The sequence below is a fragment of the Pontibacter arcticus genome (assembly GCF_003284895.1).
Taxonomy (GTDB): Bacteria; Bacteroidota; Bacteroidia; order Cytophagales; family Hymenobacteraceae; genus Pontibacter; species Pontibacter arcticus.
On the sequence record NZ_QMDV01000001.1, the window covers coordinates 1023018 to 1041749 of the forward strand.

The 18732-nt window shown below is 46.0% G+C and carries 14 protein-coding genes, 1 tRNA gene and 1 riboswitch; of the genes, 8 read left to right on the forward strand and 7 right to left on the reverse strand.

Going from position 1 to position 18732, the window contains the following annotated elements; translation table 11 throughout:
- Nucleotides 1–26: 26 nt before the first annotated feature.
- Nucleotides 27–2408: a ribonucleoside-diphosphate reductase subunit alpha gene (locus DP923_RS04620; protein ID WP_112304607.1), complete on the reverse strand. Its 2382-nt coding sequence runs from the start codon at nt 2406–2408 to the stop codon at nt 27–29.
- Between the two features lie 279 nt (nt 2409–2687).
- Nucleotides 2688–3647, reverse strand: a complete 960-nt coding sequence (locus DP923_RS04625) for a ribonucleoside-diphosphate reductase small subunit (protein ID WP_112304608.1) — start codon at nt 3645–3647, stop codon at nt 2688–2690.
- 634 nt (nt 3648–4281) lie between these two features.
- On the opposite strand from DP923_RS04625, the gene rplU reads away from it, so the two are divergent.
- The 4 genes from rplU (at nt 4282) to metF (ending at nt 10379) form a co-directional block, all read left to right on the forward strand.
- Complete coding sequence (rplU, locus tag DP923_RS04630; RefSeq protein WP_112304609.1) at nt 4282–4593, forward strand: 50S ribosomal protein L21; 312 nt, start codon at nt 4282–4284, stop codon at nt 4591–4593.
- Nucleotides 4594–4660: 67 nt separating this feature from the next.
- Entirely contained in the window at nt 4661–4930 is a 270-nt protein-coding gene (rpmA, locus tag DP923_RS04635; RefSeq protein ID WP_112304610.1) for a 50S ribosomal protein L27, read from the forward strand.
- A gap of 311 nt (nt 4931–5241) precedes the next feature.
- Nucleotides 5242–5347, forward strand: a riboswitch (SAM riboswitch).
- A 76-nt stretch (nt 5348–5423) separates the two neighbouring features.
- Nucleotides 5424–9137 (forward strand): methionine synthase, encoded by a 3714-nt coding sequence (gene metH / locus DP923_RS04640; protein WP_112304819.1) that lies wholly within the window; start codon nt 5424–5426, stop codon nt 9135–9137.
- Nucleotides 9138–9425: 288 nt separating this feature from the next.
- On the forward strand, nt 9426–10379 hold the full coding sequence (gene metF / locus DP923_RS04645) for a methylenetetrahydrofolate reductase [NAD(P)H] (protein ID WP_112304611.1): 954 nt from the start codon (nt 9426–9428) through the stop codon (nt 10377–10379).
- Nucleotides 10380–10491: 112 nt separating this feature from the next.
- Here metF and DP923_RS04650 read toward each other — a convergent pair whose 3' ends face one another.
- From DP923_RS04650 to hemW, 3 genes are all read right to left on the reverse strand, one after another.
- Nucleotides 10492–11268, reverse strand: a complete 777-nt coding sequence (locus DP923_RS04650) for a cyclase family protein (RefSeq protein ID WP_112304612.1) — start codon at nt 11266–11268, stop codon at nt 10492–10494.
- A 25-nt stretch (nt 11269–11293) separates the two neighbouring features.
- Nucleotides 11294–11713: a hypothetical protein gene (locus DP923_RS04655; RefSeq protein ID WP_112304613.1), complete on the reverse strand. Its 420-nt coding sequence runs from the start codon at nt 11711–11713 to the stop codon at nt 11294–11296.
- A gap of 121 nt (nt 11714–11834) precedes the next feature.
- On the reverse strand, nt 11835–12962 hold the full coding sequence (hemW, locus tag DP923_RS04660; protein ID WP_112304614.1) for a radical SAM family heme chaperone HemW: 1128 nt from the start codon (nt 12960–12962) through the stop codon (nt 11835–11837).
- Nucleotides 12963–13156: 194 nt separating this feature from the next.
- Between hemW and DP923_RS04665 the strand changes: the two genes are divergently transcribed.
- The 3 genes from DP923_RS04665 (at nt 13157) to DP923_RS04680 (ending at nt 15814) form a co-directional block, all read left to right on the forward strand.
- Nucleotides 13157–14926 carry a POTRA domain-containing protein gene (locus DP923_RS04665; RefSeq protein ID WP_239020936.1) on the forward strand — a complete coding sequence of 590 codons (1770 nt, stop codon included), beginning with the start codon at nt 13157–13159 and terminating at the stop codon, nt 14924–14926.
- Between the two features lie 81 nt (nt 14927–15007).
- A tRNA-Met gene (locus DP923_RS04670) sits at nt 15008–15080 on the forward strand.
- 323 nt (nt 15081–15403) lie between these two features.
- Entirely contained in the window at nt 15404–15814 is a 411-nt protein-coding gene (locus tag DP923_RS04680) for a hypothetical protein (protein ID WP_112304616.1), read from the forward strand.
- 240 nt (nt 15815–16054) lie between these two features.
- Here the strand turns inward: DP923_RS04680 and DP923_RS04685 are convergent, their stop codons facing one another.
- On the reverse strand, nt 16055–16405 hold the full coding sequence (locus tag DP923_RS04685; RefSeq protein WP_112304617.1) for a hypothetical protein: 351 nt from the start codon (nt 16403–16405) through the stop codon (nt 16055–16057).
- 484 nt (nt 16406–16889) lie between these two features.
- On the opposite strand from DP923_RS04685, the gene DP923_RS04690 reads away from it, so the two are divergent.
- On the forward strand, nt 16890–17663 hold the full coding sequence (locus DP923_RS04690) for a CPBP family intramembrane glutamic endopeptidase (RefSeq protein WP_112304618.1): 774 nt from the start codon (nt 16890–16892) through the stop codon (nt 17661–17663).
- Between the two features lie 229 nt (nt 17664–17892).
- On the opposite strand, the gene DP923_RS04695 is transcribed toward DP923_RS04690, so the two are convergent.
- Nucleotides 17893–18693: a hypothetical protein gene (locus tag DP923_RS04695; RefSeq protein ID WP_112304619.1), complete on the reverse strand. Its 801-nt coding sequence runs from the start codon at nt 18691–18693 to the stop codon at nt 17893–17895.
- Between the last annotated feature and the right edge of the window lie 39 nt (nt 18694–18732).

The window sequence follows — 18732 nt, forward strand, 5'->3', positions numbered from 1 at the left end:
GTAATTAGCCCTCCTTCTTTAGTTATTTACGATCCGCAAGCTTCGCAAGCGTCGGGGTTATCCAGGCTACAGGCCATGTCGCTGCGGTTCTGGTCCTGGTCCACGTACACCGGCGAAAGGGTTTCAGCGGCTTGTTTATCTACAGTAAACTTAATGGCATCAACTGCTGCTTTGGTACGCAGGTAATACATACCTGTTTTCAGGCCTTTCTTCCAGCTATGGAAGTGCATCGACGTCAGTTTACCGAAGTTTACGTTTGGCACGTGCAGGTTCAGCGACTGGCTCTGGCAGATGTAAGCACCACGCTCGGCACTCATATCAATTACCGTACGCTGGCTGATTTCCCAAACCGTTTTATACAGGTCTTTTATGTTTTGCGGGATGTTCTTGATCTCTTGTACCGATCCGTTGGCAGCAATGATCTCCTGTTTCATCTGCTCGTTCCAGATGCCCAGCGCAATCAGGTCTTTCAGCAAATGCTTGTTCACCACCATAAACTCACCGGAAAGTACGCGGCGCAGGTAAATGTTAGAAGTATAAGGCTCAAACGATTCGTTGTTACCCAATATCTGCGCTGTAGATGCGGTTGGCATAGGCGCTACCAGTAACGAGTTACGTACACCGTGCTCCATTACTTCCTGGCGCAGGCTATCCCAATCCCAGCGGCCGCTGCTTGGCGTTACATCCCACAGATCGAACTGGAACTTACCTTCCGATAAAGGCGAACCTTTAAACGTCTGATACGGGCCATCTTTCTTAGCGAGGTCTTTGGAAGCCGTCATGGCAGCAAAGTAGATCGTCTCGAAGATATCCTTGTTCAGGCCGCGTGCTTCGTCGCTTTCGAAAGGCATACGTAGCAAAATAAACGTATCAGCCAAACCTTGTATACCCAAGCCAATAGGGCGGTGGCGCAGGTTAGAGTTACGTGCCTCTTCAATCGGGTAATAATTGATATCGATTACCTTGTTCAGGTTCTTGGTAACGTGGTAGGTTACATCAAACAGCTTCTGATGGTCGAAGGTCTTTTTGCCGTTCTCTTCTTTAATATAGCGTGGCAAAGCAAGCGAAGCCAGGTTACAAACCGCTACCTCGTCTTTGCTGGTGTACTCCATAATTTCGGTGCACAGGTTCGAGCTCTTAATGGTGCCCAGGTTCTGCTGGTTGCTCTTGCGGTTTGCCGCATCTTTAAACAGCATGTACGGCGTACCGGTTTCGATCTGAGACTCAAGTACGGCGAACCATAATTCCTGTGCTTTTACCGTTTTACGGGCTCTGCCTTCGCGCTCATACTTTTCGTACAGGCGTTCAAAGTCTTTGCCCCAGCAATCAGCCAGGCCAGGTGCTTCGTTCGGGCAGAACAGGCTCCAATCGCCGTTCTCTTCTACGCGCTTCATAAACAAGTCTGGCGTCCAGAGGGCGTAAAACAGGTCGCGGGCGCGGTTTTCTTCTTTGCCGTGGTTCTTTTTCAGATCCAGGAACTCAAACACATCTGCATGCCATGGCTCCAGGTAAATAGCGAAAGCACCTTTGCGCTTGCCACCACCCTGGTCTACGTAACGGGCCGTATCGTTAAAAACCTTCAACATTGGTATGATACCGTTGGATGTACCGTTTGTGCCTTTGATATAAGAACCTGTTGCACGCACGTTATGGATGCTCAGGCCAATACCACCGGCGCTCTGCGATATCTGGGCGCATTGCTTTAGGGTATCGTAAATGCCATAGATGCTATCGTCCTGCATAGTTAACAGGAAGCACGAAGATAATTGCGGCTTAGGCGTACCAGCGTTAAATAACGTTGGCGTAGCGTGTGTAAACCACTTCTCCGACATCAGGTTGTATGTCTCGATCGCAGACTCGATATCTTCTTTGTGGATACCAACGGCCACCCGCATCAGCATGTGTTGCGGGCGCTCTATAATGCGGCCATCCAGGCGCAGCAGGTACGAGCGCTCCAGTGTTTTGTAACCGAAGTAATCGTAGTTGTAATCGCGGTCGTAGATGATCGAAGAATCCAGAAGTGCGGCGTGCTTGCGGATGATCTCGTACACATCTTTCGATAAAAGGGAAGCGTTCTCACCGGTTTTAGGGTCGGTGTAGGTATAGAGACGCTTCATGGTGTTGGAGAACGATTTGCTGGTAACCTTGTGCAGGTTAGAAATAGCGATCCGGGCAGCCAGCGTAGCATAATCCGGGTGCTTGGTGGTAAGCGAAGCCGCAGTTTCAGCAGCCAGGTTGTCGAGTTCTACAGTTGTTACACCATTGTAAATACCGTCGATCACCTTTTTAGCTACCTCAATCGGAGACACATAATCCATGTGCAAACCATAGCACAGTTTCTCGATGCGTGCCGTAATTTTATCGAATTTGACAGATTCGTGTCTGCCGTCGCGTTTAACTACTAACATAGCGTATACAGTTTGCGGGTTTAAAAGGCCCGGTTGATATTTGGTTAGGTAATGTCCCGGCCGAAGCACAGGTAATCTGAATTGGTTGGTACTATCCGGCTTTTAATTTGCCCATACGTAGCAGCAAGTATGCGCCGTTTAAGTACAAGTAAAGCCGGGAATTTTATGATTTTATACTTGGGTAACAGCTACTTCGCAAAAACAAATCAGGCAAAGCAGAAAGGGAAGTATAAACCGGGAAGCGTAAGTATGAATCCCCGGTTTATACTTACGTTTTTATTAAAAATCCTCGTCCATCGAGAACACATTCTTATCAGAGCCACCCAGTACGCCGGCTTTTTGGTAATCTGCTACGCGCTTCTCGAAGAAGTTGGTTTTGCCCTGCAGCGAGATCATTTCCATAAAATCGAATGGGTTGGCAGAGTTGTAAATCTTGCTGTAACCAAGTTCTCCTAACAGGCGGTCGGCTACAAACTCAATATACTGGCTCATCAGTTTGGCGTTCATCCCGATCAGGTCTACCGGCAAGGCGTCCGTTACAAATTCTTGCTCAATGGTTACCGCATCACGGATAATTTCGTGCACACGTGCTTCTGATAGCTTGTTCTGCAACATCTTATAAAGCAGGCAGGCAAAATCGCAATGCAGGCCTTCGTCGCGGCTGATCAGCTCATTCGAGAAGGTTAGGCCCGGCATTAAACCACGTTTTTTCAGCCAGAAGATAGAGCAGAACGATCCCGAAAAGAAAATACCTTCAACGGCAGCAAAAGCTACCAGGCGCTCTGCAAAGCTTTCGCTTTCGATCCAGCGCAGGGCCCACTCTCCTTTTTTAGCAACTGCCGGCACTGTTTCCAGGGCGTTAAACAGGTAATCTTTTTCTGATTGCTTCTTAATATAAGTATCGATCAGCAACGAGTATGTTTCGGCGTGGATGTTCTCCATCATGATCTGGAAACCATAGAAGCAACGCGCTTCCGGTATCTGCACTTCGTTCATGAAGTTAACAGCCAAGTTTTCGTTTACAATACCATCCGAAGCCGCAAAGAAGGCCAGCACGTGGCTGATAAAATGACGCTCGCCGTCGTTCAGGTTTTCCCAATCCTTCTGGTCCTGCGAGAGGTCGATCTCTTCTGCCGTCCAGAAACTAGCTTCTGCTTTTTTATACATCTGCCACACCTCGTCGTGCTGTATCGGGAACAGGACGAACCGGTTTTTGTTTTCTTTCAGTATTGGCTCCATAAGTATGTAAACGTTTGGTTTTAAAGAGTTAAAGCTAGGGTAAGCAGGAACTCCTTTTATATGTTAAGAATATCGGCCCGCAAGTATGGCTGCGGTGCTCATGATATCGGGAGTTCAAATATATAGAAAGGAACTCGATTTGGGAGGCGAAAGTTGTTCAATTTCTCCACATGTTGTTAAGCTGTTGTGGCTGTGCAAGTTGCGGGTAAATACACAGGTTTATCCACATTGTTGATAAGCTATATAAGTGCGCCCGTATATTCTGAAAATGGTACAGAGTTGCTTAAAGACAAAGTATAAAAGTGTGTTTAAAATGCTGATTGGTGCACAATTAAGGGTAAAAACGGCGTAAAAATTTAGACAGATATGTGTAGTAAAATTTTAAGTTACACGCCCGCTGCTGCTGTGTGGAAAACAGGAAAGTATAAAATTTTACGTAGACGGCAGGTAGTTAACAGTTTAGAGTAAATTTTGCGAAGTGGTGCAAAAATGAGGGAAGATATAAACATTGTTTTCCACAAATTTGTACACAACCTGAACAATGCATGAAACTATTTAAGAACGAAGGCTTTGTTAATTAAAATATGTACCGTACTTTTGCAGACTAAATTTTCATAAACATACATTGAAGCTGATGTACGCAATTGTAGAAATCGCAGGTCGACAGACCAAAGTAGAGAGCGGTAAGTTCATCTACGCTAACAAGCTTTCCGGCAAAGAAGGTGACGCCGTTGAGTTCGCCAATGTTCTTCTTACTGATGATAACGGCAGTATAACTTTAGGTGCTCCTTTCGTTAGCGGTGTTAAAGTGGTTGGTAAAATCATGACTGAGACTGTGAAAGGTGATAAAGTAATCGTTTTCAAAAAGAAGAGAAGAAAAGGATACAAGAAGAAGAATGGCCACCGCCAGCAATTCACGAAGGTCCTGATCGAGAGCATTGGATAAGCAGTAAGAAGAAATTTATCGTAAAATCTTTTAGGTTAGTTAATAACCTGAACTAAATAGTAAAAAAATGGCACACAAAAAAGGAGCTGGTAGTTCTAATAACGGCCGCGAGTCACACTCTAAACGACTTGGTGTTAAGATTTACGGTGGCCAGGATATTATCGCTGGTAACATCATTGTAAGACAAAGAGGCACTGCCCACCACCCAGGCAAAAACGTAGGTATCGGTAAAGACCATACTTTGTTCGCGTTAGTGGATGGCGTAGTATCTTTCAAAAAAGGTATCAAGAACCGTTCGTTCGTTTCTGTATTACCTAAAGTAACTGCCGAAGCTTAATTGCAACAGGCCTGGCCGCGTAAGCAGCCAAAACAGAAAAGGGATGCATTTTGCATCCCTTTTCTGTTTTAAAATAAAGTATAAAAATTTAGTATACAGTAACTTACCTTAAAAGGCTGCGTATACTAAACTATAAAAGGTTAGAGAGTAAATCAATTAAACCTTTTTAGAAAAGGGATACAATTTGTATCCCTTTTTGCATTTCCGCGAAGTATAAACACCACTTTAGAAATTAGCACATACTCTTTCTGAAAGTATACTTTTTGGCAGCAGAATTTTATTTCCTGCTGCTTCCTGCGTAGCTTTGTAGCTTCTTATCAAGAAAGACTGAGGGACAGGGCCCTGTGATGTCTTAGCAACCATGGTAACGCTTGGTGCTAACTCCCTCCCGGTAACCATGCCCGGGAAAGATAAGACCGATGCTTTTCCTTTAGTTTAAGGTGTCTTTCTTGATAATTTTTTGCGTAGCATTTTATTAAAGAAGACACTGGCCATGATCCACTCACATCCGATTTATACTTTATTACAGGAACGCGTGCTTGTGCTTGATGGTGCGATGGGCACCATGATCCAGCGTTACCAGCTCCAGGAAGCCGACTTTCGTGGCGAGCGTTTCAAGGCTCATCCCTCCGACCTGAAAGGCAACAACGACCTACTTTCCATTACCCGCCCGGATATCATCAAAACCATACATACCGAGTACCTGCAAGCTGGCGCCGATATCATTGAGACCAATACGTTTAGCGGTACCAGCATCGCCATGGCAGATTATGGTCTGGAGCACATCGTGTATGAGCTGAACTATGCATCTGCCAAAATTGCGCGTGAGGCTGCAGATGATATGGAGGCCGAAGCCCCTTCGCATAAACGCTTTGTAGCTGGTGCCATTGGCCCAACGAACCGCACCGCTTCGCTGTCTCCGGATGTGAACAACCCCGGCTACCGCGCTATTACTTTTGACCAATTGGTTGAAGCCTACTATGAGCAGGTGCGCGGTTTGGTAGAAGGCGGCTCTGACTTGCTGCTGGTTGAAACAGTATTTGATACGCTTAACTGTAAGGCTGCCCTTTTCGCGATACAGCAATTTGTGAACGATGGTGGCAAAGAACTGCCGGTCATGATCTCCGGAACTATAACCGATGCCAGCGGCCGTACCTTATCGGGACAAACGGTAGAAGCATTCTATAACTCCATCTCGCATGCGCCTTTACTAAGTATAGGTTTTAACTGTGCTTTGGGCGCCCGTCAACTGAAAACGCATATCCAGGAGCTATCCCGTATTTCAGACTGTTACATTAGCGCTTACCCGAACGCTGGTTTGCCAAACGCATTTGGTGGCTACGATGAAACAGCCGAGCAAATGGGAGCTATAGTGGAAGAATACTTGAAAGAAGGGTTGGTAAATATATTGGGGGGTTGTTGTGGTACTACGCCCGTACACACCAAAGTAATTGCAGACTTAGTGCGAAAGTATAAACCACACGTTCCTACCCCGGTTGCTCCACTCCCACGCTACAGCGGCCTCGAGCCTCTCACCATTACCCCCGAAAGCTTGTTTGTAAATGTCGGCGAACGCACCAATGTGACCGGCTCTAAAATGTTTTCCCGCCTTATTGTAAACGGTCAGTTTGAAGAGGCCCTTGCTGTTGCCCGCCAACAGGTAGAAGGAGGCGCGCAGATCATCGACGTGAACATGGACGAAGGTATGCTTGACTCAGAACAGGCCATGACTAATTTCCTGAACCTGATCGCGTCTGAACCCGATATTTCTAAACTGCCGATCATGATCGACTCTTCGAAGTGGAGCGTGATCGAAGCTGGTTTGAAATGTGTGCAAGGCAAATCTATAGTTAACTCTATTTCACTTAAAGAAGGCGAAGAAGCTTTTAAAAAGCTTGCCCGCAAAGTGCGCCAGTATGGTGCCGCCGTGGTGGTGATGGCATTTGATGAGCAGGGACAGGCCGATACGTTGGAGCGTCGAAAAGAAATCTGTGAAAGATCTTACCGCATATTAGTGGATGAAGTGGGCTTTCCGCCGCAGGACATCATTTTTGACCCGAACATACTGGCCATTGCCACAGGTATAGAAGAGCATAACAATTATGCCGTAGACTTTATCGAGGTAGTAAAATGGATAAAAGCCAACCTGCCGCATGCCTTGGTAAGTGGTGGCGTAAGTAACCTGTCGTTCTCGTTCAGGGGCAATGATATAGTGCGCGAAGCGATGCATACCGTGTTTTTATACTATGCCGTGCAGGCAGGCATGGACATGGGTATTGTAAATGCCGGCATGCTGGGCGTGTACAGCGAAATACAACCCGGGCTGCGCGACCTGATCGAAGATGTTATCTTTAACCGCTACCCCGACGCTACCGAAAAACTGGTAACCTACGCTGAAACTGTAAAGGGCAAAGGCAAAACCGCAACGACAGCTGATACAGCCTGGCGCGAGGCACCCGTAAAAGAACGCTTGGAGCATGCACTAGTGCGCGGTATAGTGGACTATATTGAAGAAGACACAGAAGAGGCGCGCCAGAAAGCAACTAAAACACTGGATGTAATAGAAGGGCCGCTGATGGCGGGTATGTCAGTAGTAGGTGATTTGTTTGGTGCCGGGAAGATGTTTCTGCCGCAAGTAGTGAAAAGCGCCCGCGTCATGAAAAAGTCGGTAGCGTACCTGTTGCCGTTCATGGAAGCAGAAAAGCTGGCAGGCGATACATCTAAATCTACAGCCGGAACGATACTGATGGCGACCGTGAAAGGCGACGTGCACGATATCGGGAAAAATATTGTGGGCGTGGTGCTGGCCTGCAACAACTACGAGGTGATAGATCTGGGCGTGATGGTGCAGCTGGATAAAATCTTGTCCGAAGCTGAAGCGCACAAAGTAGACATTATTGGCCTGAGTGGTCTGATAACGCCGTCGCTGGATGAAATGGTATACGTAGCACAGGAAATGGAACGCCGTGGCATGAAGATTCCATTGCTGATTGGCGGTGCTACCACTTCCAGAGTGCATACAGCTGTTAAAATTGCGCCTCAATATAGCGGCCCGGTTGTGCACGTGCATGATGCCTCGAGGAGTGTAACCGTAGTCAGCAGCCTGTTAAGTAGCGAGCGTGAAAGCTATATTGCCGAGATTAAAGCGGAGTATCAGAAACTGCGCGAAGACCACCTGAGCCGTAGCAAAGAGCGTGCGTTTGCAACAATAGCAGAAGCCCGCGCTAACAAGTATAAAATCGACTGGAACTCCACGCATCCAACCAAGCCAGGCTTTTTGGGCAACAAAGTATACACAAGCTATCCGCTGTCAGAGATCGTGCCTTATATCGACTGGACGCCTTTCTTCCATGCATGGGAGCTAAAACGGCAGTACCCGAAAATATTAAGCGATCCGGAATTAGGCACGGAGGCAACCAAGCTTTTTAACGATGCCCAGCAAATGCTGCAGGAGATCGTGGATCAGCAACTGCTCGAAGCGCGCGCTGTAGTGGGTTTCTACCCGGCTAATGTGAAAGCCGACGATACGATTGAAATATATACCGATGATGCACGTGAAAACGTGCTGACCGAATTTCATACCCTAAGGCAGCAAGGCAAGAAAGGCGGAAACGTGCCTAACATGGCTTTCTCAGATTTTGTGGCTCCAAAACAAACCGGTGTGCCCGATTATATTGGTGGCTTTGTGGTATCCGCTGGTTTTGGTATTGAAAAGCTTATTGAAAAGTATGAAGCCGAGCACGACGACTATAAAGCCATTATGGTGAAAGCGCTGGCCGACCGTTTAGCCGAAGCCTTTGCCGAACTGATGCATGCCAAAGTCAGAAAAGAATTATGGGGCTATGCGCCGGAAGAAAATCTGACCAACGAAGACCTGATCAAAGAAAACTATAAAGGCATTCGCCCGGCACCAGGCTACCCGGGCTGCCCCGACCATACCGAAAAAATAACGCTGTTTAATCTGCTGGATGCGGAAAGAACATCAGGTGTTATACTAACAGAAAACCTGGCCATGTACCCGACCGCAGCTGTGAGCGGTTTATACTTCTCGCACCCGGAATCTAGGTACTTTGGATTAGGTAAGATTGGAGAAGATCAGGTAACAGATATCGCACAGCGCAAAGGCATGACCAAAGAAGAACTGGAGCGTTGGTTATCGCCGAACCTGAACTATGAGCCGAAGCCGGTGGCGCAGCAGGCAGTGTAATTTACCTCACCCCAACCCTCTCCTAAGAACAAGAGAGGGAACTAATATTTTTTCTCTCTTGCTGGTGCGAGCTTGCAGCTCGTATCTTTTACACTCTAAATAACTTGGTACGAGCTACAAGCTCGCACCAGCAAGGGATACTTATATACAGCAAAGCTAGCATTCCCCGCCTTAGACTACCGAGAACGCGAGTTCGAAGGTAGCGAGCGTAGCTCTGAGGGGTTGGGGGTGGTTAGATCCGGTAGCATAACCATTTAGAAAGTAAACCACTTAACACTTTATCATACTTTGAAAATAACTGAACACATACAAAACGCGACCAGTACCCTGTTTTCTTTTGAGATTCTGCCTCCGCTGAAAGGTGAAAACATGAAAGCCTTGTTCAGCAACATCGACCCGTTAATGGAGTTTAAGCCGCCGTTTATCGATGTAACGTACCACCGCGAAGAGTATGTATACAAAACGCATGAAAACGGATTGCTCGAGAAACGTACCACCAGAAAGCGTCCGGGCACCGTCGGGATTTGTGCAGCCATCCAGAACCATTATAAAGTGGACACCGTGCCTCACCTGATCTGCGGTGGTTTTACAAAAGAGGAGACCGAAAACGCACTCATCGACCTGCATTTCCTGGGGATCGATAATGTGCTGGCCTTGCGTGGCGATTGCGTGAAAAGTGAGCAACGGTTTATACCGGAAGCAGATGGCCACCATTATGCTTCCGAACTGATTGGGCAGATCGTGGAAATGAACAACGGCAGCTACCTCGATAAAGAGCAGGTCTATAACAGCGGTACTGATTTTTGCATTGGTGTGGCTGGTTACCCTGAAAAGCATTTTGAGGCGCCCAACCTGAAATCTGATTTGCGCTGGCTGAAAAAGAAAATAGAGATGGGCGCGGATTACATTGTAACGCAGATGTTTTTTGATAACCGGAAATACTTCGATTTTGTAAACCTGTGCCGATCCGAAGGTATAAATGTACCCATCATTCCGGGCCTGAAACCTTTTACCACTAAAACCCAGCTCAACGTACTGCCAAGCCTGTTCCATATCGAAATTCCGTATGACCTGGCTGATGCAGTAGAAAATTGCCGGGATAACAAAGCGGCTGCCCAAATTGGCGTAGAATGGGCCATTCAGCAATCAAAAGAACTGATAGCGTTTGGTGTGCCTTGCCTGCACTATTACTCCATGGGCAAATCAGAAACTGTTAGAAAAGTAGCAGAGCAATTATTCTAGTAAACACGCATCTTACAAACAACTAATTTACCGAAGGCCGGGGCTAATGCTTCGGCTTTTATTTTATACCTGCACCTGCTCCTGGCGTGTATTTGTTTCATGATGGCACAGCTTATAGGGCAGGATAAACCGGTGTTAACGGATAAAGGACAGGCTTGCTCGGGCTGGCATCCAGTTGTAAGCTAGTGATCTGTAAATTTAGCAAGTATAAACCATCCCGGATGTGATCGGGCACAAAAATAAGCTCGGTGATGGTAGCGCCGCAGCGGGTGTTTTTAGGATATTGCCAGAACGTGTGGTGGCATAAAAGCTGACCTTCATCCAGTTCGCGGTCCACAGAGGGCAGGTCGAGTAATAAATGCTGTACACCTTTTTCAGCTAAATACTGGCCAATAGCAGGCTCTAAGTAGGGCGGGTTAGTGCCGGAGTAATGGCGTGTCAGTTTATCGGCGGTGTTTGGGGTTGTCCGAAGTATAACAGCTTCCGTTTTTATACTTTGCAGCTGTGCTTTTACGTCTTCCAGCAACACAATTTCATCGCCGTTTTCATACTTCTGAGGTGTTACCGTTATCAGGTGGGCAACAAACAAAAAACGTTTCAGGCAATTGTGGATGGTAGCATTTTCGTCGGCGGAGATGTGGCCGTAGCATTCGGTGTGGGTGCCGTTTCCGTGTGGGGTTAAGTGGATGCGCTTGTAATTGGTGCTACCGCCTTCTGCCACGCTGCCTACAAAATCACCTACCCGGATCACATCAAAAGTCGCAGGCTCGGCCCAGAAACACTCTGGTTGCGCATCGCCATCATGCAAGGGCATCGAAATATCGAGCGGTGAAAGCGGGTTAAACGTATAGGTTTGGTTGTGGTAGGTGATAGTGGCTTCGCTAATCATTTTTACGGCTTTAGGAACCGTTATTTTAGCCTTTTATATTCAGCCAAGCAAGGGCATCTACCTCTTTAGCGAAATTTTTGATGCTGTAAGAAATCCTGCCGATAGACTCAGCGCGTGTAATAACAGACTCCAGAGCAAGCTTGTTGAAGAGGTTTTCAGGCATTACGCGCGCCAGTTGCTGTAAATTTGTGTCGGATAAGGCAGCATAAAAATGTGTGGAAAGCCACTCTTTTGATTCGGCACTCAGGCTTGTGAGCAGTTGTGCATTGCCCAGCACTTTCTCATATTTATTGCCAGCCAGAATATTTTTTAGCAACTGCGTGCCCTCTATTAACTCTTCTGTAGATGCGCCTCGTAACCACTCCGTCCGGACCAACCTGGCAACATGATCAGCTTCAATTTTAAGAAACTCAGTTGAGTGAACAGGTTCTAACTGTAACGCCATCTGCTTATAAGTTATACTTTATAATTAACCTGTTAATACCTCAGCAAAGCTAAAAAAATAAATGTGTATCTATATACTACTATTCAGAAATTTTGAAAGATAAACTATTGACAAATAGGCCTTACTCAGCTAGCAAGTCTAGTGTAATCTGGTCGGCTAAAAGCTTGCCTTTGTCTGTTAAGCGAAGTATACTTCCGGTAAGTATGGCCAGTTCTTTTTGTTGTAAATCCTGTAAATAAGCAGCGTGTTTCAGCCTGATGTCATACTTGTATTCCAGTTCTACTTTAAGCAGGTCGCAGCCCCAGCTGGTGCGCAGGGTGGTCAGCAGATAATCGTTGGCCTGGTCGGCTAGAGTAAGTTCTTCGAGCTCGAAAGGTACCAGGTTTTGCGCCAGGGCATCGGTATACTTTCTGTTGTGCGCCACATTATACTGCCGCGAGTGCCTGTTAAAAGAGTGTGCGCTGGGCCCGACGCCTAAATAATGCACCCCGCGCCAGTAATTGCTGTTATGCCCCGACTCGTAGCCTGGCTGGCAAAAGTTAGAAATCTCGTATTGGGTAAAGTTATGCAGCCGCATTTGCTGGAGCAGCATTTCGAACTGTTCGGCTGTAAAATCATCTTCGGCGGGCTTAAACGTGCCTTTCTTGCTCCAGCGGCCCAGCGCCGTGTCAGGCTCTATGGTAAGGCCGTAACACGAAACATGCTGCACACCCAGCTCAAAAAGTATAGCCATATCCTGTTGCCAGATGCTGTGGTCAGGGGCCGGAATGCCATACATCAGATCAACGGAAATATTATCGAAACCAGCTTCCTGCGCGTTTTTAACGGATTTTATACTTTCGTCGGCGGTATGGGCGCGGTTCATCAGGCGTAGGTGCGGCTCGTGGAAAGATTGCAAACCGATGCTCAGCCTGTTGATGCCTGCAGCCCGCAACTCCCGTAGTTTTTCTTTGGATAGGTCGTCCGGGTTAGCCTCCAGGGTTATTTCGGCATCCTCCGAAACTATAAATAGCTTCCTGATTGTTGCCAGCAGCAGTTGCAACTCCTCCTGCGAAAGCAGCGAGGGTGTGCCTCCGCCGAAATAAATGGTTTGTACTGGCTGGCCCTGCAGGTAGTTTTGCCGGAGTTCCAGTTCATGCGCAATGGCCTGTACAGTCTGGGTTTTGTGACCCATAGAGGTACTGAAATGGAAATCGCAGTAATGGCAGGCTTTTTTGCAGAAAGGTATATGAAGGTAAATTCCGGGCAAGAGTTAGTGTGTTAATTGGTTAATGTGGTAATGTGCTACTGAATGAATGTATAAAACAGGTTAATTGTTCAATGGAAACTTGCAAAGCGCCACTTACTTGTTGATAGCTGTCGTTTTGTACCTAATTTTGATTAAAATTATACCTGTTACTGGTTTCATTAAATAATTAACGCATCAGCACATTACTTTCACAAATGTATAAAATCGCTGCCTTATTCCTGATTTTGTTGTGGAGGCTGCCGCTGGCGCAGGCACAGGACAAAGCACAGGCAGTAGATATAACGCCCACAGCTGTTGCGTTACGGTTTTATACTTCCGAAGAAGATAAAGAAACGCTAAGGCGCTATAATACCAGAACCAGCTTGCCCGGTGCACCCGAAGCAAGGAAAGAAGTACAGGCGCTGGTTTACAGATTGCAACAGGACGCTTACCTGCTTGCCTCCGCCGACAGTTCTTTTTCCAGAAACGATACGCTCCACGTGAAACTGCATATAGGCCAGCCTTTTGCGTGGGCCAAACTACGCAACGGCAACATGAGCGAAGGTGTGTTGGTAGAGTCAGGCTTTCGCGAAAAATTTTACCAGGGCACCGCTTTTAAACCAGCCGAGTATGTAAAGCTGCAACAGCGCATTTTAGCGTATGCAGAGCGCAATGGCTACCCTTTCGCTTCGGTCTGGCTCGATTCGATCACGATTAAAGACAATAAAATTGAAGCGGCCCTGATGGTAGAAAAAGCCTTTGTGGTTACCTATGATTCGGTGCAGGTGATGGGCGGAAGTAAAACAAAGCCTAAGTTTCTGATGCGCTATTTGCAGCTATACCCCGGCCAACTTTACAACCAGGACCAGATCGCGGCTTCGCAGCGAATGCTTTCGGCACTGCCTTATATCAAAGCAACGCGCCCTCCACAAGTTCGGTTTGCCCGTGATAAAGCGCGGGTATACTATTTTCTGGAAGACAGGCAGGCGAACCAACTGGATGGCGTGGTTGGTTTTCTGCCAGACCCAACCCGACCGGATAAAAAACTGCTTATTACCGGCGAGGCCAACCTCAATATCCGCAACATAAAAGGGACCGGTAAAAGTATAGGCCTGCAATGGCGGCGCGTAAACCGTGGGTCTGTTATCCTGAACGGGGAATACCTGCACCCCAACCTGTTTGGCACGCCCTTCGAATTGGGTGCGCGGTTTAATCTATTAAAGCAGGATTCCTCTTTTATTACTGTGCAGCCGCGCCTGCAGCTAAGTTATTATACATTAAAGTATGGCAAAGTAAGCGTATACAGCGAGTGGCGTAACTCCAGGGTATTGTCGGCGGCCAACCTGCAGCAGTTAAAAAACCTGAGCCTGGCCGATGCCCGCACCAACACCTATGGCCTTACTTACCTTTGGAACAACCTCGATGATTTTTACTACCCGCGCAAAGGCAGGTTAGTAGAACTGCAACTGGCTGCCGGTACCAAAAAACTATTGCGCAGTGCCGAGCTGGAGCGCAGCTTTTATGATACTTTAGATCTGACTACAACACAACTAAGCCTGAGCCTCCGGCTGGAGAATTTTATGCGTCTCGGCAAAAACAGCGCCTTGCTAACCCGTGTCCGTGGCGAAGCTTTGTTTAATGACCAGATTCTGCTGAACGATATGTACCGGATTGGTGGGCTTACCTCTTTGCGCGGTTTTGACGATTACTTCTTTTATGCCTCCAGCTTTGCAGTAGGTACGTTAGAATATCGCCTCTTTACAGCCGAAGATTCTTATGTGTTGCTTTTTTATGACCAGGGGTATTACCGCAGCGATCTGGAAGAAGTTAATACACAGGATTTTCCTTTGGGCTTGGGCGGTGGTATCAGCTTTAGTACAGGCGCCGGTATTTTCCAGTTGATCTATTCGGTGGGCAGGTCGGAGCAACAACCATTATCGCTTAAGTACTCTAAAATACACTTCGGTATCACCAGTAAATTTTAAAGCGCTGAAATTTTTTTCAGTTTTTTTGACTTGGGTATTGCATTGTAAACTAAAACCACTACTTTTGTAACACAATAACAGTGCGGGATGGAGCAGTTGGTAGCTCGTTGGGCTCATAACCCAAAGGTCACAGGTTCGAGTCCTGTTCCCGCTACCTCAGATTAACAAAAGCCTTGTAAGTAGTAACTTGCAAGGCTTTTTTCTTTTTAAGTTGACCAAAATGGTGACCAGATTTTGTTTTCCTATCTGTGGGCAACAGGTTGTTTACTCCAGGCAACTGCAACCAATTACCAATGGGTAAAAGCCGCAGAAGTAAGACTGGCAGCATTCTTCTACCTGACGAATAAACAGAATGAGCAAGATGTAAAACTTAAAGCTACTGTTACTGGTAAAGGTAAACGAATCGCATCATAAGCCTCATAAGAATCAGGAACTTACCTAAATAATCTGCTTTTAAAAAGATTGTTTCCTTCAGCTATGATACACCGTCTTACAAACTCTTTCGGCAAAGTATACATGACAATTTATGTAGACCGGGAAGAGAAGTGGCTGCGCTATATACGTGAAGGCTACCAAAGCGAAAACAATATTAAAACGGGTATGGCCGCGCTAACCGATACGATACGCCAAACAGGCCTGGAATGTGTTTTAGGTGATTTATCGTTGGTGGTGGGGCCGATCAGCTACTCTCAATGGACAGCCATAGAGTGGGCACCGCAGGCCAGCAAGGCAGGCCTTAAGCACATGGCACTGGTTGTAGCACCTGAGGCAATCGCTGGAGTGGGGCTAGAAAATTTTAAAAACTCGCAGACGCACGTCGAAACAAAAGTGTTTTTTGAGCTGGAAGAAGCAAAACGATGGCTGCGTCAGTTCTGTAAAGTGAGGTAATACGCGGTATAGCCTTTTTAAGGAAAGTATTTTAGTAATTAGTAGGACTGAAAACAGGGAAACAACAAACCCGGCTATGTAATGCCTGATGGTAGTGCTTTCCAAAAGGCCTTGCCTGCCAAGCGTAAATTAAATTATACTTTCCTGTTAATCGCATATTCAGATTACACAAAACAGCGGCGCCTGCTTCCTTAACCAGGAAACAGGCGCCGCTGTTGTAAAGTATATTTTGTGCTGAGCTTATTTAGAAGCAATAATCATTCTCTGCGTGAAGCCTTCAATCTGAGAAGGAGTAAGAACTTTACTAAGTTCTATTGTGTAACGGTTTTCAAGTTCTTGCAGACGGGTAGCAAGCGTTTGAGCATCCGAAGCAAATAATACTTTTGTTACTTCCGCTTCTGCTCTGTAATTTTTAGTAAGATCCTTTAACTGGATATAAGCCATCTCATTTAACTTCAACTCCTGAATCGTGTTACGATCAACCTGGTGCGTAAGTAAAGCTACAGCCTTGTTATTGTTGCTACCGGCAAAAGCAGTGTTTACAGTAAAGATAAGGGCAAGTGCAGTTACGAAAGTAAGGATCTTGTTCATTATAGTTTAGTTTTTAGGTCTTGGTTTGTGTCTGTGTTATAAACCTTAATTCCAAACCTGTGCCAGAAAACTAAAACCTGCTTTAAATGCGTTCTGAGGCCTATTTTGCCAAATGCGTGTGCCAAAATTATCCCAATATGGGAAATCATATATAGTACTTTGGGAATTTTACTTTGCAATATGGCATATATAACTTCAGTTTAAAGATAGTTATCTTATATATTTGTGCTTAAAGTTTTTTAAAAGTCTTGTAAATCAGCACAATAAAGAAAAAATAAACTGTATTTAGCTAAAAACAAATTATACTTAAATGATAAATAGAATTAAAAGCTTAAAAAATATCAATCCTTCTGTCTTCCCAAAATAGGAACTTAGCACAAACCTTTCGTATTGGTAAGTAGCTATTGCTGTATATAACCATCATTTTGCTTATATTACTTATACTATTTAGTATAAACGTAATTAAATTTATTCTCCAGAACGCATGGCTACACAACAGCAAAGTATAAAAAGCGATGTGCTAAAACCTGTCTGGCAGAAAGCATTTAAATTTAACTGGCAACTTGGTTGTATCCTTATTTTCCTGATCGGGATACCGCGGTTTATACTTGTGCTGCAGGCAAACGTAACGGGCAACTATAACTTAGTGCCACTGGTTTTTCTGCTGATGGGCTTAACGCCATTCCTGTTTCTGACCAAAGCAGGAAGGCAGCAAATCGGGATGAAAAAGCCTGAAAAGTATAGCTGGCTTGTGTTCTCTTTTCTGATCGGGGCGGCGGTTTGTGCCGTTGCCTTTTTTGTGACAGAATTTTTGTTCAGCGATACGATCAGTAACTCCTTTGTCTACATCTCGAAGTCGTATGCAGTTTCCAGGACCGGCTTTTCGGATGCAGACCGGCTTATTTATTTTATTATTTACGCTGTGATCGGGATGTCATTCAGCCCTATTGGCGAGGAGCTTTTTTACAGAGGCGTGGTGCACGGCAGTTTAGCCGTTAATACAAGCGAGTACAAAGCTTCTGTGCTGGATAGTCTGGCGTTTGCCATCACGCATCTGGCGCACTTTGGCATAATTTATACTTTGGGCAAATGGGAGTTCCTGTTTCTACCGGCTTTGGTATGGGTGTTCTTTATGTTCGTAACGAGCAGGATATTTTTTGTGTGCAAGCAACAAACGGGTTCGGTTTGGGGGGCAGTGGCAAGCCATGCAGGTTTTAACCTGGCCATGATGTACTTTATCTTCTACCGCATCCTGTAAGTTTATACTTTGGATGGAGATATAATGTCTGTTCTGATAAAGTATAGACAAAGTATAAAACCCACCCCTTGCCCTCCCAAAAGGAGAATGTATCTACAGTTCTATACTTTAAAATCTGGCCGAAAATATTATTCTTATAGTAAAGTTCCCCTCCTAGGAGGGATTAGGAGTGGGTAAATTACGAACCACACTACAACCAGCAATTTATCCTTCAACCCAACCTATAAATTTACACCGCTGCGGGAATCTTTGAATTACGATAGAACTGGTAAAGTACGGCCAAAGCTACAAGCACTAATCCTGCCCAGGCTGTTGTTGTTATACTTGGGCTGGCTGCTACGTTTAGTTCCTGGTGCTTTAAAACGATCCCGTAAAAAGCCCACACAGTTACCAAACCTACAAACGGGTTGCGCCTGTTCAGGACAACAAAAGTGGTGATGAGCGTTGCGATCACGATCATGATCATAGCCCAGGTAGCATCTGATAAACCAAAACCGTCCCATTGCAAGCCAACCAGCGCCGCACTAATGTTGGCCACCGTCGCAATACAGATCCACCCAAAATAAATGCTCAACGGAAACTGTGTAAACCACTTAAACGCTCTGGAGCGTCCCGGATCGTACATATTCAGCCTGATCTGGATAGCAATTAAAGTGATCAGTTGTATCAGCATCAGTACCACCGAAAGTACCAAGGCCTCATATACCCAGGCAATGGTCCAGGCGCCGGTAGCCAGGTTATTCACGATAAAAAGATAGCCCAGGCGCAGCAGGTCCTGGTTGGCTTCGTGGGTTTCAGCGGCTTTGTACGCTTTTATGAGGTGGTAAATACAGAAAGCTGTAAGGGCCACGTAGATCAAACCCCAGATAGAAAACGTGATGCCGGCTGGCGTAAAAAGCGTCGGGTAGTTTGCTGATACTTCGCCGATGGTTTTGCCATTGAAAAACCCGAATTGTGTGAGTTGCGAGGGTACCAGGTGAATCAGGAAAAACACTGTGTTCAGAATCGCTAATACTTTTATATTTTTCATAGTGAGGGGTTAGAACTGAAGTATTATATCATCTATAAA

Coding starts and splice junctions, on each gene's coding strand:
- DP923_RS04655 (WP_112304613.1), bottom strand. CDS start 11,713: ATGGCGTTACAGTTAGAACCTGTTCACTCAACTGAGTTTCTTAAAATT.
- DP923_RS04695 (WP_112304619.1), bottom strand. CDS start 18,693: ATGAAAAATATAAAAGTATTAGCGATTCTGAACACAGTGTTTTTCCTG.
- DP923_RS04690 (WP_112304618.1), top strand. CDS start 16,890: ATGGCTACACAACAGCAAAGTATAAAAAGCGATGTGCTAAAACCTGTC.
- rpmA (WP_112304610.1), top strand. CDS start 4,661: ATGGCACACAAAAAAGGAGCTGGTAGTTCTAATAACGGCCGCGAGTCA.
- DP923_RS04665 (WP_239020936.1), top strand. CDS start 13,157: ATGTATAAAATCGCTGCCTTATTCCTGATTTTGTTGTGGAGGCTGCCG.
- DP923_RS04650 (WP_112304612.1), bottom strand. CDS start 11,268: ATGATTAGCGAAGCCACTATCACCTACCACAACCAAACCTATACGTTT.
- DP923_RS04620 (WP_112304607.1), bottom strand. CDS start 2,408: ATGTTAGTAGTTAAACGCGACGGCAGACACGAATCTGTCAAATTCGAT.
- DP923_RS04625 (WP_112304608.1), bottom strand. CDS start 3,647: ATGGAGCCAATACTGAAAGAAAACAAAAACCGGTTCGTCCTGTTCCCG.
- DP923_RS04685 (WP_112304617.1), bottom strand. CDS start 16,405: ATGAACAAGATCCTTACTTTCGTAACTGCACTTGCCCTTATCTTTACT.
- rplU (WP_112304609.1), top strand. CDS start 4,282: ATGTACGCAATTGTAGAAATCGCAGGTCGACAGACCAAAGTAGAGAGC.
- DP923_RS04680 (WP_112304616.1), top strand. CDS start 15,404: ATGATACACCGTCTTACAAACTCTTTCGGCAAAGTATACATGACAATT.
- metH (WP_112304819.1), top strand. CDS start 5,424: ATGATCCACTCACATCCGATTTATACTTTATTACAGGAACGCGTGCTT.